Raw genomic sequence first — 12702 nt, 5'->3', positions numbered from 1 at the left:
GAAGTATACAATGGGGCCATGGGCAAGTATGAGGCGGCGTTTTCCCGCTTGGGCGAGGAAGCCCTGGCCAAGCTGGAAGGTCCGGGTGGCTTTCTGGCCGTCACCCAAGCCCATTTGGTCTTTGTGGACGAGGCCGGGGTAAAGCGCCTGGAGCTTTCCAGGATCCGCCGGGTGGGCAAAGGAGAGGCCGGTACCCTTCTGGTGCAAGGGGAGGGGGATTCCCTGGTCCTTCCCTTGAAGGCCTTCCCCCTGGAGGAGCTCAAAGCCTTTTTGGAAGGGCTGAAACCCCACGTGGCCCGGGCCCGCAAAGCCACCTCGGCCCAAGCCTCTGTCCCCATGGCTCCGCTGACCCAAGAAGTGGCCCCCCCACCGCCTCCCGAGCCCCCCAAGGCCCCGGTGTGGGAAGAGGAACCCGCCGCCAAGCGGGACTCGGTGGAGCTGGCCCCGGAGCCGGAATCCCCTCCCCCAGTCCCCACGCCCCAGGCTCCAGGGGGAAGAAACCCTTTCGCCCTTCCCCTAAGGATCCTATCCGTCCTCACCCTAGCCTACACCGTGGCCTTCGTGGCCCTAAACCCGGGAGCGGATCCTTGGGTGCTGGCCGGCGTCCTCCTGGGCGGGTTGGGCCTGGCCTTGACGGAGTGGTCCTCCTCCACCTCCTCTACCTCCTCGCGGTAGCCCTCCTCGGGCTTGCCAGCCTCTGGCCCAAGATGGCCCCCCAGCCTCACTGGGTGCGGGTGGAGACCATGGTGGAGGCCGCTTTTCCACCTCCAGCGCCTGAGCCTGTGAGCCTAAACCGGGCGAGCCTCGAGGACCTCATGGAACTCCCCGGCATCGGCCCCGTCCTGGCCCAGCGGATCGTGGAAGGAAGACCCTACCACCAGGTGGAGGACCTCCTAAGGGTTAAGGGCATCGGGCCAGCCACCCTGGAGCGGCTTAGGCCGTACGTGCGACCCTAGATGAGGCTTCCCGGACCCCCTCCCTTACTGAGTCCCAGCGTGGGGCTAGGATTGGGCGGTTTGCTGGGGGCCTGGGGTCTGCTTCACCCCGGGGTCTTCCTGTTGGCCTTGGGGCTTTTGCCCTTTTTCCGCCTGCCCTTAGCCCTGGGCCTCGCCCTGGTGGCCCTGCGAGGTCTTCTCCTGCCCATCCCCGAACCCCCCTATGGCCTGTGGCTGGAGGGAACCTTCCCCGTTCGGGGTGGTTTCACCACCTGGGAGGGGCACCGGCTCTGGGTAAGGCACTTCCCGCCCCTGGAGGACGGCATCTACCACCTAAGGGGCTACCTGGCCCCTCCGGAAGCTCCGCGGAACCCCGGCGGGTTTGACCAGAGGGCCTGGCTCCTTGCCCAGGGGGTGAGGGGGGTGTTTCACGTGGAACGGGCAAAGCCCTTGGCTCCCCTTCCCGAAACCCGCGCCCCCTTCCGGAGCCGCCTGGCCCAGGGCCTAAGCCCCATGGCCAAGGAGGTGATGGAGGGGCTCACCCTAGGGGAGAAGGGGGGACTGGAGGAAGCCTATACGTGGTTCCAAAAGGCGGGCCTCGCCCATCTCCTGGCCCTTTCCGGCCTCCACGTGGGCTTCCTGGTGGGTAGCCTGGTTCTCCTCCTCACCCCCTTGGGCCGGTGGCGGTACCTCCTGGCCCTCTTGGCGCTACCCCTCTACCTTTGGCTGGCTGGACCCACCCCCTCCCTGGTGCGGGCCAGCCTGATGGCCGGGCTCTCCCTCCTGGGCCTCTTCCTGGGCCTGGGAGCGGCCGGGGTGCTCCAGGCCCTGGGCCTGGCCCTTTTCCTTCAGCTTCTCTGGCTTCCCCAAAGCCTCCTGAGCCTTTCCCTCCAGCTCTCCTACCTGGCGGTGCTGGGCATCGCCCTGGCCCTGCCACCCCTTCGCCTTCCCCCAACGTTCAGGGGTTACCTCTTGGGCACCCTCCTGGCCAGCCTGGGGGCCCAGGCCCTCTTGGCCCCCCTACTCCTTCACCGCTTTGGCTTCCTCCCCCTCCTCTCGCCCCTCAGCAACCTCCTGGCCCTGCCCCTGGTGGCCCTCCTGGTGCCCCTAGGCGTCCTTAAGCTCCTCCTGGGTGGGCTCCTCGCCCCCCTGGTGGAACCCTTGGCCCAGGCCCTCGTCCTTCTTGCCCGCTGGGCCGGCCAAGGCCCCCTGCTTTGGTGGGGGGAGGTCTCCCCCGGTGGTTTCGCCCTCTACTACCTGGGGCTTCTACCCTTATTCCTGGCCCTTTACCGCCTCCTGCCTTGGCGGCAAGCCCTTCTCCTCACCAGCCTGCCCATCCTCCTGAGCCTCCTTTCCGCCTGGCCCAAACCCCTGGACCTTTGGGCCCTGGACGTGGGCCAGGGGGATGCCCTTTTGGCCCGCCTGGGCGGGGCCGAAGTGCTGGTGGATGGCGGGAGGCCGGAGCAGGGGGAGAAGGTGGTGCGGGCCCTGAGGGCCTTGGGGGTAGGGGCCCTCGAGGTCCTGGTGGCCACCCATCCCGATGCCGATCACTATGGGGGCCTTCTGAGGGTGGTGGAGGAAGTACCCATCGGCCTTGCCCTCCTCTCCCCGGCCTTTTCGGAGGACCATCCCCTGGTCCAGTCCCTCAAGGCCAAAGGGGTGCCCACACGCTACCCGGGAACAGGGAGCCGTTTTCGGGTGGGAAGGGGTGGCCTCGAGGTCCTCTGGCCCCCCCACCCGCAGGCCACCGACGACCTGAGCGGCCTGGTCCTCCTCCTGGACTTCGCCGGTGCCAAGGCCCTCCTCCTAGCGGACGTACCCCGGGAGGCGGAAAGGAAGCTCGCCTCACCCAAAATAGAGGTGGTGAAGGTGAGCCACCACGGCTCCCACACGGGCACAGACGAAGACCTCCTGGAGCGCATCCGGCCCCAGGTGGCCCTCATCGGCGTGGGCCGGAACCCTCACGGCCATCCCCACCCCGAGGTCCTAAAGCGCCTGGCCCAGCGCGGGATAACGGTCTACCGCACCGACCAACACGGGGCGGTGCGGGTCCTCTTCGGCTACGCCTGGTAGCCCAGGCGCTCCAGGAGGGCCTCCAGCTCCTCCAGGGAACGGTAGTGGATGACCACCTTCCCCTTCCTTCCCCCCACCACCTTCACCGGCAGGCCCAGGTGCCGGGAAAGCTCCAGGGAAAGGGGGGAGGGTTCCTGGTCTTTGCGCTCCCGTTCGCGCAGCAGACGCTCCCGCAAGGCCTCGGCCTGGCGCACGGAAAGGCCCTTATCCAGGATCTCCTTTAGGCCCCAAAGGCGGTCCTCAGGCTCCAGCATCAAAAGGGCCCGGGCATGGCCGGCGCTGATGAGCCCCTGGTCTAGGGCCTCCAGCACCTCTTGGGGAAGCTGGAGCAACCTTAGGGCGTTGGCCACCGTGGAACGGGCCTTACCCACCCGCTTGGCCACCTCCTCCTGGGTAAGGCCCAAACCCAAGAGGGCCTGGTAGCCCCGGGCCTCCTCCAGGGGGGTGAGGTCCTCCCGCTGGAGGTTCTCCACCAAAGCCAGCTCCAAGGCCTCCTGGTCCGTGAGGTCGCGGATGACCACCGGGACCTCGCCCAGGCCCGCCATCTCCGCGGCCCGGTAGCGCCTTTCCCCTGCCACCAGTTCGTAACCCTCGCCCTTAGGGCGCACCAAGAGGGGCTGGAGAAGGCCCTTCTCCCGGATGGAAGCGGCCAGTTCCTCCAGCCCCTCCTGGGAGAACCTTCTCCTCGGCTGGTGGGGATTGGGTCGGATGGCGGAAAGGGGAAGGCGCACCACGCTTCCTGTTCCCTTGGGCAGGAGGGCCTCGAGGCCCCTCCCTAAGCCGCTAGCCTTCTTGGACACGGGCGATCACCTCCTCGGCCAGGCGGCGGTAGGCGTGGGCCCCAGGAGAGGTGGGCGCATGCTGGGCGATGGTCCTGCCGAAGCTGGGGGCTTCCGCCAGGCGCACGTTCCGGGGTACCACCGTCCAAAACACCTTCTCCCCGAAGTGGGCCCTAAGCTGGGCCTCCACCTGCTGGGACAAGAGGGTACGGCCGTCGTACATGGTGATGAGGATGCCGAGAAGCCGGAGGCGGGGATTCAGCCGGGTGCGCACCTCATCCAGGGTGGTGAGCAACCCCGCCACCCCTTCCAGGGCGTAGTACTCCGCCTGCACCGGGACCACCACCCCATGGGCTGCCGCCAGGGCGCTTAGGGTGAGGGCGGAGAGGCTAGGAGGCACGTCCAGAAGGGTGATATCGTACCCCTCGTCCCGTAAGGCCTCCCCCAAGGCCATGGGCCTTTCCAGGAGTTCCACCGTGGCCCCCACCAGCTCCGGGGTGGCCGGCAAGAGAAAGAAGCCATCCACGGGCTGCACCAAGGCCTCCAGGGGCTCCCCCTGCAAGACCTGGTACACCCCGCGGTCGGGCCGGAGCCCCAGGCCGCTGGTGGCGTTCATCTGGGGGTCCAGGTCCACCAGGAGCACCCTCTTCCCCATGCGGGCCAGGTAGGCGGCTAGGTTGATGGCGGTGGTGGTCTTGCCCACCCCCCCCTTCTGGTTCACCAGGGCGATCCGCCGCAACACCTTGGACCCTAGCATAAAGGATTTTTCTCGGGCACCCCCGGGCGCCGGGGATACCTGGCCGGGGTGGGGGCCTCCTTGGCCACCACCACCAGGTTCCGCTCCTCCAGGGCCACGGGAAGGAGCAAAGTGTGGACGGTAACCGAGCCGCCTCCAAGAAGGGCCAGGGCCTTGGGCAAAGGCGCCACCTCCTCCGCCACCCTCGGCCCCTTTTGCGCCACCATATACCCCCCCAGGGCCACAAAGGGCAAGCCCAGCTCCACCAAAACGCATAGGGGCGCCACCGCCCGGGCCACCACCCGCCCATAAGCCTCCCGGTGCTCGGGCAGGTGGGCCAGCTCCTCCGCCCGGCCCCAGAGGGGGTAGGCCCCTTTCAACCCCAGGGCCTCCACCGCCTGGGCCACAAAGGCCACCTTCTTCTTGGTGGCGTCCAAAAGGGTGATCTCCAGCTCAGGCCGCACGATCTTCAAGGGAAGCCCAGGGAACCCCGCCCCTGTGCCCAGGTCTAGAACCCGGATGGCCCCCTCAAAAAGGGGTAGGGTGAGGAGGGTTAGGGAATCCAGGAAGTGCTTGACCACCACGTCCTCCTCCGTGCGCAAGGCGGTGAGGTTGGTGCGCCGGTTGGCCTCCATGAGGAGGTGGTAAAGGCGGGAGAAGGCGGAAAGGTGGGCCTCGAGGTCCAAACCCAAGGCCCGCCCCCCTTCCAGAAGAAGCCGGACGCCCCTGGGGCTCAGACCCACCCCCGCCTCCCTTGTTTCACGGGAAACATCCCCCCCTCTAGTGGGCCAGCACCCTGAGGTGCACCAAGAGGGCCGTGAGGTCCGAGTCCCGTATCCCGGGAACCCGGGCCGCCTCCGCCACGGTGCGCGGCCTCACCCGGGAGAGCTTCTCCACGGCCTCCCGAGAAAGCCCCGGAACCCGGGGAAACTCCAATCCCTCGGGTATGCGGAAGGCCTCCAGGTCCCTCAGCTTCTCCCGTAGCCGCTCCTGCCGCTCTATGTACCCCGCGTACTTGGCCCTGATCTCCACCTGCTGGGCTTCCTCGGGGCTAAGGGGGAGGGGAGGAGGAAAACGCTCTGCCAAAGCCCCATAGGTGTTCTCCGGCCGCCTCAACCACTGAAGGCCACTTACCCCCTCCAGCCTTAACGCCTCCAGGCGCCTTAGCTCCGCCTCTATCCGCCGGTACTTCTCCTGTACCCTTACCCGATCCTCCCTGGGCCTCAGGCCCCACTCCACCGCCAGGGGCACCAGGCGCTCGTCCGCGTTGTCCGCCCGACAAAGAAGGCGGAGCTCCACCCGCGAGGTCATCATGCGGTAGGGTTCGTCCGTCCCCCGGCCCACCAGGTCATCCACCATCACCCCCATGTAGCCGCTTTCCCGGGGCAAGTGGACCTCGGGAAGACCCAGGGCAAAGCGGGCCGCATTTAGGCCCGCCAGAAGCCCCTGGGCCGCCGCCTCCTCGTACCCCGAGGTACCGTTCACCTGCCCGGCACTGAAAAGCCCGGGCAGCAACCGGGACTGCAGGCCCCGGGTGAGCTCCGTGGGATCCAGGCTGTCGTACTCCACCGCATAGGCGTACCGCTGCATCACCGCCCGCCCAAACCCCGGCAGGCTCCTCACCATCTCTTCCTGGAGTTCAGGCGGCAGGCTGGAGGAAAACCCCTGCAGGTACACCTCGCTGGTGGCGAGCCCGTCGGGCTCCACGAAGAGGAGGTGGCTTTCCTTGTCGGAAAAACGCACCACCTTGTCCTCGATGGAGGGGCAGTAACGGGGGCCGATGCCCACAATGTCCCCCGCATAAAGAGGGGAGAGGTGCAGGTTCTCCCGGATCAGGCGGTGGGTCCGGGGCGTGGTCCGGGTCTGCCAGGTGGGGAGCCTGGTGGCATAGGGACCCGGGTTTCCGGTGAAGCTTCCCGGGGGAACCTCAGGGGGCACCACCAGGAGCTCACCAAACTCCACGGAGTCCGCCCGGATCCTGGGTGGGGTACCGGTTTTAAAGCGCCTTAGGGTGTGGCCCACCGCCTTTAAGCTCTGGGAGAGGAACCGCGCGGGAGGCTCCCCCTGCCGCCCCGCCGGCCGGGACCGCCGCCCATACCAAACCACCCCGCCCAGGAAGGTACCCCCCGCCACCACCACCGCCTTGGCGGCGATCCCCCGCCCGTCCACGGTGCGCACCCCAAGAAGCCTTCCTCCCTCCACCCAAAGGCCCGCCACCTCCCCCCGGATCACCTCTAATGGCCTCTCCGCCAGGATTTCCTGGGCCTTGAGGGCGTAGAGATCCCTGTCTACCTGGACCCTCAAGCTTTGCACCGCCGGCCCCTTGGACCGGTTCAGCACCCGGGTGTGGATGGCGGTTTCGTCCGCCGCCCGGCCCATAAGGCCCCCGAGGGCGGTGAGCTCCGCCACCAGCTGGCTCTTCCCCGGCCCGCCCACCGCCGGATTGCAGGGCATCATGCCTATGCGCTCGGGGTTGATGGTGACCAGGGCCACCCGCACCCCCAAGGCTGCCGCCGCCCAAGCAGCCTCAATGCCGGCATGCCCACCTCCCACCACCACCACGTCGTACCGCATCCCACCCTCCACTTTACCCAAGGCCTTGGCGTAGAATGTTCCTCCGGAAACGCGGGGGGGTAGCCTTGACCCACGAGGCCATCTGGCAACACATCCTGGAGCACATCCGTCGCAACATCACCGAGGTGGAGTTCCACACCTGGTTTGAGCGCATCCGCCCCCTGGGCATCCAGGATGGGGTGCTCCAGCTGGCGGTGCCCACCTCCTTCGCCCTGGACTGGATCAAGCGGCACTACGCCGAGCTGATCCAGGAAGCCCTCAGCCTCCTCGGTGCCCAAGCCCCTCGGTTTGAGCTCAAGGTGGTGCCCAGCGTGGCCGTCCAGGAGGATATCTTCCACAGCGCCCCCACCCCTGAAACCCCCAAACCCAACCTCAATCCCAAGTACACCTTCGAGAACTTCGTGGTGGGTCCCAACAACTCCATGGCCCATGCGGCGGCGGTGGCGGTGGCCGAGTCCCCGGGAAGGGCCTACAACCCCCTTTTCATCTACGGGGGCGTGGGCCTGGGTAAGACCCACCTCATGCACGCGGTGGGCCACTCCGTGGCCAAACGGTTCCCCCACCTGAAGATTGAGTACGTGTCCACGGAAACCTTCACCAACGAGCTCATCAACGCCATCCGTGAGGACCGCATGACGGAGTTTCGCGAGCGCTACCGCTCCGTGGACCTCCTTTTGGTGGACGACATCCAGTTCATCGCCGGCAAGGAGCGCACCCAGGAGGAGTTCTTTCACACCTTCAACGCCCTTTACGAGGCCCACAAGCAGATCATCCTCTCCTCCGACCGGCCCCCCAAGGACATCCTGACCCTCGAGGCCCGCCTAAGAAGCCGGTTTGAATGGGGCCTGATCACCGACATCCAGCCCCCCGACCTGGAAACCCGCATCGCCATCCTGAAGATGAACGCCGAACAACGGGGCCTGCGCATCAGCGAGGAGGTGCTGGAGTACATAGCCCGCCAAGTGACCTCCAACATCCGCGAGCTGGAGGGGGCCCTGATGCGCACCATCGCCTATGCTTCCCTAAACGGGGTGGAGCTTACCCGGGCTGTGGCCACCAAGGCCCTTTCCGACATCTTCGCCTCCAGGGAGGTGGAGATCGACCCCCAAGAGATCGTGCGCAAGGTGGCCGAATACTTCTCCCTCCGGCCTGAGGAGCTATTGGGCGGGGGGAGGCGCAAGGAGGTGGTCCTGCCCCGTCAGATCGCCATGTTCTTGGTTCGGGAGCTCACCCGCTCCTCCCTACCGGAGATCGGCCAGCTTTTCGGGGGACGGGATCACACCACCGTTCTTTACGCCATCCAAAAGGTTCAGGAACTTTCGGAAAGCGACCGAGAGGTGCAGAAGCTGCTTCGCAGCCTGAAAGAGGCCCTGTCATGACCCCTGTGGATAACCTGTGGATAACCCTGTGGATAACCCGGGTTTTTCTGTGGATAACCTTGTGGACAACTTGTGGAAAACCTGGCCGCTTCTCTAGCCTGTGGATAACTGGCCAGTTATCCACAGCTTATCCACAGGCCAAGGCCAGTTATCCACAGGAGTTTTCCACATGCGGTTTGCCCTCCCCGACGGGATTTATCCCCCCTTATCCACATATCCACAGCCCCTACTACTACGACTACTATCCTTATAAAGCTTTAAAAGAACCAGTAAGAGCAGTAGAGAGGAGGAAGCCACAATGAAGGTAACCATTCCCAAAAACTTGCTTACCGAACACGTCTCCTTGCTGGAGAGGGTCATACCCACGCGAAGCTCCAACCCCCTTTTCACCTACTTGGGCCTTGCCCTTTCCCCGGGGGTCCTGACCCTGTTTGGGACCAACGGGGAAGTGGATCTGGAGGTGCGCCTCCACCTCTCCAGCGAGGGGGAGGGCCGGTTTCTGGTTCCGGCCCAGCCCTTTTTCCAACTGGTGCGCAGCCTTCCCGGGGACCAAGTGGAGCTGGCCTTTGGCGCGGAGCTTTTCCTTTCCTCGGGCTCCTTCAGCACCCGGCTGAGCCTGGCGCCCGATGAGGGGTACCCGGAGTTGTTTTTCCCCAGCCATGAGGGACCCTCGGAGCCTTACCCCTTGCAGACCCTGCTTTCCGTGGAGGAGCTTCAGCGGGCCCTTTCGCATGTGCGCTATGCCGCCAGCAACGAGGAATACCGCGCCATTTTCCGGGGCGTCCAGCTGGAGTTCTCCGAGAAGGGGTTGCGCTCCGTGGCCTCCGATGGGTACCGCTTGGCCCTTTACGGGCTTGCCAAGCCCCAGCCCTTCACCAAGAAGGCGGTGGTGCCCGCCCGCAGCGTGGACGAGATGGTGCGGGTTCTCAAGGCCATGGGGGAAGGGGAGGTGGCCCTGGCCCTGGGCCCGGGCATCCTGGGTTTGGCCACGGGAGGCCTGGGGGATTCCCCCCAGGGGCAGGTGCGGATGGCGGTTCGCCTTATGGAAGGGGAGTTTCCCGATTATGAGCGGGTGATCCCCAAGGAGTTTCCCCTGAAGGCCACCTTTGAGGTGGAGGCTTTCCGCGAGGCCTTGCGCCGGGTTAGCGTCCTTGCGGACCGGCAGAACCATCGGGTAGACCTCATGTTTGAGGAGGGCCGGGCCATACTTTCCGCGGAAGGGGATTATGGGAAAGGCCGGGAGGAGATCCGGGTGCGCCTCGAGGGCACACCCCTGGCGGTGGCCTACAATGCCCGCTACCTCCTGGAGGCCCTTTCCCCCCTATCGGGTGAGGCTAGCCTGTTCCTTTCTGGTCCCACCAGCCCAAGCCTCCTCCGTCCCCTGGAGGCTTCCCTAGGTGCCCCAGGGGAAGGGTACCAGGCGGTGGTGGTGCCCCTTAGGGTGTAAACTTTAGCCGGGATGACGGGAAGGGCTTCCATAAGCCCTAAGGGAGGAATCCATGACCACAATCGTCAGCGTGAAGGCCAGGGAGGTTTTGGACTCCAGAGGCTTTCCCACGGTGGAGGCCGAGGTGGAGCTGGAAGGGGGGGCCAAGGGAAGGGCCATGGTTCCCTCCGGGGCCTCCACGGGTACCCACGAGGCCCTAGAGCTACGGGATGGGGGCAGGCGCTACCTGGGAAAGGGGGTGCGCCGGGCGGTGGAGAGCATTCAGGAGCGGATAGCGCCTGAGCTCATAGGCCTGGACGCCCTGGACCAGGAGGGGGTGGACCGGGCCATGCTGGAGCTGGACGGCACCCCCAACAAGGCCAACCTGGGGGCCAACGCCATCCTGGCGGTTTCCCTGGCCACGGCCCGGGCGGCGGCGGAGGCCTTGGGCTTGCCTCTTTACCGCTACCTGGGGGGCGTGCAAGGGGTGGTCCTGCCCGTTCCCCTCATGAACGTGATCAACGGGGGAAAGCATGCGGATAACCGGGTGGATTTCCAGGAATTCATGCTGGTGCCCGCGGGGGTGGACAGCTTTTCCGAGGCCCTGCGGGTGGGGGCTGAGGTCTTCCACACCCTCAAGGGGGTGCTGAAGGAGAAGGGGTACAGCACCAACGTGGGGGACGAGGGAGGGTTTGCCCCGGACCTCAAGAGCAACGAGGAGGCCATGGAGCTCCTTCTCTTGGCCATTGAGCGGGCAGGGTACACCCCGGGCCAGGAGGTTTCCTTGGCCTTAGACCCGGCGGCCAGCGAGCTTTACCGGGAGGGCAGGTACCACCTGGAGGGGGAAGGCCGGGTCCTTTCCTCGGAGGAGATGGTGGAGTTCTGGGCCTCCTGGGTGGAGAAGTACCCGATCCGCTCCCTCGAGGACGGCCTGGCGGAGGACGACTGGGAGGGATGGCGGCTTCTTACCGAGCGCCTGGGCGGCAGGGTCCAGCTGGTGGGGGATGACCTTTTCGTCACCAACCCGGATCGGCTTCGCCAAGGGATTGAGCGGGGTGTGGCCAACGCCATCCTGGTGAAGGTGAACCAGATCGGCACCCTTTCCGAGACCCTCGAGGCCATCCGCCTGGCCCAGCGCTCCGGCTACCGGGCGGTGATCAGCCACCGTTCCGGGGAAACGGAGGACAGCTTCATCGCCGACCTTGCGGTGGCGGTGAACGCCGGCCAGATCAAGACGGGTTCCCTCTCCCGCTCAGACCGCCTGGCCAAGTACAACCAGCTCCTGCGCATTGAGGAGGAGCTAGGGCGTGCGGCGCGCTTTCTCGGGTATGAAGCCTTTTAAGCGCACCAAGATCGTGGCCACCCTGGGGCCCGCCTCGGACTCCAAGGAGGCCATCCGGGCCTTGGCGGAGGCGGGGGCGGACGTTTTTCGCCTGAACTTCAGCCACGGAACCCACGAGGAGCACCGCCGGCGGGCGGCCTGGGTGCGGGAGGTGGCGAGGGAGCTGGGCAAAACCCTGGCCCTTCTCCAAGACCTCCAGGGGCCTAAAATCCGCATCGGCCGCTTCAAGGAGGGCCGGGTGGAGCTTAAGGTGGGCCAGCCCTTCATCCTCACCCGAGCCCCCGTGGAGGGGGACGAAGGGCGGGTTTCCCTCACCTACAAGGGGCTACCCGAGGACGTGGCCCCTGGGCAGGTGCTCCTTCTGGACGATGGCCGCCTGCGCCTTCGGGTGGAGAGGGTCCAGGGGGACGAGATCCACACCGTGGTGGAGTTGGGTGGGGTTCTTTCCGACAGCAAGGGCATCAACGTCCCGGGTTCGGATCTTTCCATCCCTGCCCTTTCGGAAAAGGACATCCAGGACCTGGCCCTGGGGGCGGAGCTGGGGGTGGACTGGGTGGCGGTGTCCTTCGTGCGCACCCGGGATGACCTCCTTTTGGCCCGGCACTACCTGGCCCGGCACGGTTCCCGGGCCCGGCTGATGGCCAAGGTAGAGAAGCCCTCCGCCGTCTACCGCTTTGAGGAGATCCTCGAGGAGGCCGACGGCATCATGGTGGCCCGGGGGGACCTGGGGGTGGAGATGCCCTTGGAGGAGGTGCCCATCGTGCAAAAGCGCCTCATCCTCAAGGCCATCGCTGCGGGCAAGCCGGTGATCACCGCCACCCAGATGCTGGAGTCCATGGTGCAGAACCCAAGCCCCACCCGGGCCGAGGCCTCGGATGTGGCCAACGCCATCTTTGACGGGACGGATGCCGTGATGCTTTCCGCAGAAACCGCCGCCGGAGCCTACCCGGTGGAGGCCGTGGCCACCATGGCCCGGATCGCCCAGGCGGTGGAATCCTCCCCTGAGTTCTTGCAGAAGCTCAACGTCCTTCGCCCCGCGCCCACCCCCACCACCCAGGACGCCATCGCCCAGGCGGCAGACGACATTGTGGAGGCGGTGGAGGCCCGGGCCATCGTGGTCTTTACCGCCACGGGAAGCTCCGCCAGGCGCATCGCCCGTACCCGGCCCCGGGTACCCATCCTGGCCCTCACCCCTAGCCCCGAGGTGGAGCGGCAACTGGCCTTGGTCTTTGGGGTTCTCCCCCACCTGGCCCCGGACCCTAAGGACACCGACGACATGGTGCGGATCGCCTTGGAGAAGGTGAAGGCCTGTGGCCTAGCCCAGGTGGGGGAGAGGGTGGTGATCGCCGCTGGGGTGCCCTTTGGGGTGCGGGGGACCACCAACCTCATCCGGGTGGAGCGGGTGAGCTGACACCATCCCACCCTGGCAGGGCCAGGGTGGGACCCAGGTAAGGCCTT

The 12702-nt window shown here is 66.3% G+C and carries 11 protein-coding genes; 7 read left to right on the top strand and 4 right to left on the bottom strand.

Annotated features, from left to right (window positions below; genetic code table 11):
- Positions 1 to 18: 18 nt before the first annotated feature.
- From DK874_RS06145 to DK874_RS06135, 3 genes are read left to right on the top strand one after another with little or no spacing between them, the layout of a single operon-like run.
- On the top strand, positions 19 to 675 hold the full coding sequence (locus DK874_RS06145; protein ID WP_114313143.1) for a YcxB family protein: 657 nt from the start codon (positions 19 to 21) through the stop codon (positions 673 to 675).
- Positions 676 to 707: 32 nt separating this feature from the next.
- Entirely contained in the window at positions 708 to 956 is a 249-nt protein-coding gene (locus DK874_RS06140; RefSeq protein WP_162798739.1) for a ComEA family DNA-binding protein, read from the top strand.
- Complete coding sequence (locus DK874_RS06135) at positions 957 to 3008, top strand: DNA internalization-related competence protein ComEC/Rec2 (protein ID WP_114313142.1); 2052 nt, start codon at positions 957 to 959, stop codon at positions 3006 to 3008.
- Here the strand turns inward: DK874_RS06135 and DK874_RS06130 are convergent.
- From DK874_RS06130 to mnmG, 4 genes are read right to left on the bottom strand one after another with little or no spacing between them, the layout of a single operon-like run.
- Positions 2996 to 3808 (bottom strand): ParB/RepB/Spo0J family partition protein, encoded by an 813-nt coding sequence (locus DK874_RS06130; protein WP_114313141.1) that lies wholly within the window; start codon positions 3806 to 3808, stop codon positions 2996 to 2998. The genes DK874_RS06135 and DK874_RS06130 overlap by 13 nt on opposite strands.
- Positions 3792 to 4544, bottom strand: a complete 753-nt coding sequence (gene soj / locus DK874_RS06125; RefSeq protein ID WP_114313140.1) for a chromosome-partitioning ATPase Soj — start codon at positions 4542 to 4544, stop codon at positions 3792 to 3794. Before soj ends, DK874_RS06130 begins: the two co-directional genes overlap by 17 nt.
- The gene (gene rsmG / locus DK874_RS06120) at positions 4538 to 5266 is read right to left on the bottom strand and encodes a 16S rRNA (guanine(527)-N(7))-methyltransferase RsmG (RefSeq protein WP_114313139.1); all 729 of its coding nucleotides are present in this window, start codon (positions 5264 to 5266) and stop codon (positions 4538 to 4540) included. The genes soj and rsmG overlap by 7 nt, the downstream gene beginning before the upstream one ends.
- A gap of 37 nt (positions 5267 to 5303) precedes the next feature.
- Positions 5304 to 7118, bottom strand: a complete 1815-nt coding sequence (gene mnmG, locus DK874_RS06115) for a tRNA uridine-5-carboxymethylaminomethyl(34) synthesis enzyme MnmG (protein WP_275887332.1) — start codon at positions 7116 to 7118, stop codon at positions 5304 to 5306.
- 44 nt (positions 7119 to 7162) lie between these two features.
- On the opposite strand from mnmG, the gene dnaA reads away from it, so the two are divergent.
- From dnaA to pyk, 4 genes are all read left to right on the top strand, one after another.
- On the top strand, positions 7163 to 8476 hold the full coding sequence (gene dnaA, locus DK874_RS06110) for a chromosomal replication initiator protein DnaA (protein ID WP_114313262.1): 1314 nt from the start codon (positions 7163 to 7165) through the stop codon (positions 8474 to 8476).
- Between the two features lie 298 nt (positions 8477 to 8774).
- Complete coding sequence (gene dnaN / locus DK874_RS06105) at positions 8775 to 9923, top strand: DNA polymerase III subunit beta (protein WP_114313137.1); 1149 nt, start codon at positions 8775 to 8777, stop codon at positions 9921 to 9923.
- Positions 9924 to 9975: 52 nt separating this feature from the next.
- Positions 9976 to 11244 (top strand): phosphopyruvate hydratase, encoded by a 1269-nt coding sequence (gene eno / locus DK874_RS06100; RefSeq protein ID WP_114313136.1) that lies wholly within the window; start codon positions 9976 to 9978, stop codon positions 11242 to 11244.
- Positions 11231 to 12655 carry a pyruvate kinase gene (gene pyk / locus DK874_RS06095; protein ID WP_114313135.1) on the top strand — a complete coding sequence of 475 codons (1425 nt, stop codon included), beginning with the start codon at positions 11231 to 11233 and terminating at the stop codon, positions 12653 to 12655. Before eno ends, pyk begins: the two co-directional genes overlap by 14 nt.
- Positions 12656 to 12702: the final 47 nt, after the last annotated feature.

This window comes from Thermus caldifontis, assembly GCF_003336745.1.
Lineage (GTDB): Bacteria > Deinococcota > Deinococci > Deinococcales > Thermaceae > Thermus > Thermus caldifontis.
The sequence above is the reverse complement of the archived record's forward strand: the minus strand, read 5'-3'. Positions and strand labels throughout refer to the sequence as shown.

Coding starts and splice junctions, on each gene's coding strand:
- DK874_RS06145 (WP_114313143.1), top strand. CDS start 19: ATGGGCAAGTATGAGGCGGCGTTTTCCCGCTTGGGCGAGGAAGCCCTG.
- DK874_RS06140 (WP_162798739.1), top strand. CDS start 708: ATGGCCCCCCAGCCTCACTGGGTGCGGGTGGAGACCATGGTGGAGGCC.
- DK874_RS06135 (WP_114313142.1), top strand. CDS start 957: ATGAGGCTTCCCGGACCCCCTCCCTTACTGAGTCCCAGCGTGGGGCTA.
- soj (WP_114313140.1), bottom strand. CDS start 4,544: ATGCTAGGGTCCAAGGTGTTGCGGCGGATCGCCCTGGTGAACCAGAAG.
- dnaN (WP_114313137.1), top strand. CDS start 8,775: ATGAAGGTAACCATTCCCAAAAACTTGCTTACCGAACACGTCTCCTTG.
- eno (WP_114313136.1), top strand. CDS start 9,976: ATGACCACAATCGTCAGCGTGAAGGCCAGGGAGGTTTTGGACTCCAGA.
- pyk (WP_114313135.1), top strand. CDS start 11,231: ATGAAGCCTTTTAAGCGCACCAAGATCGTGGCCACCCTGGGGCCCGCC.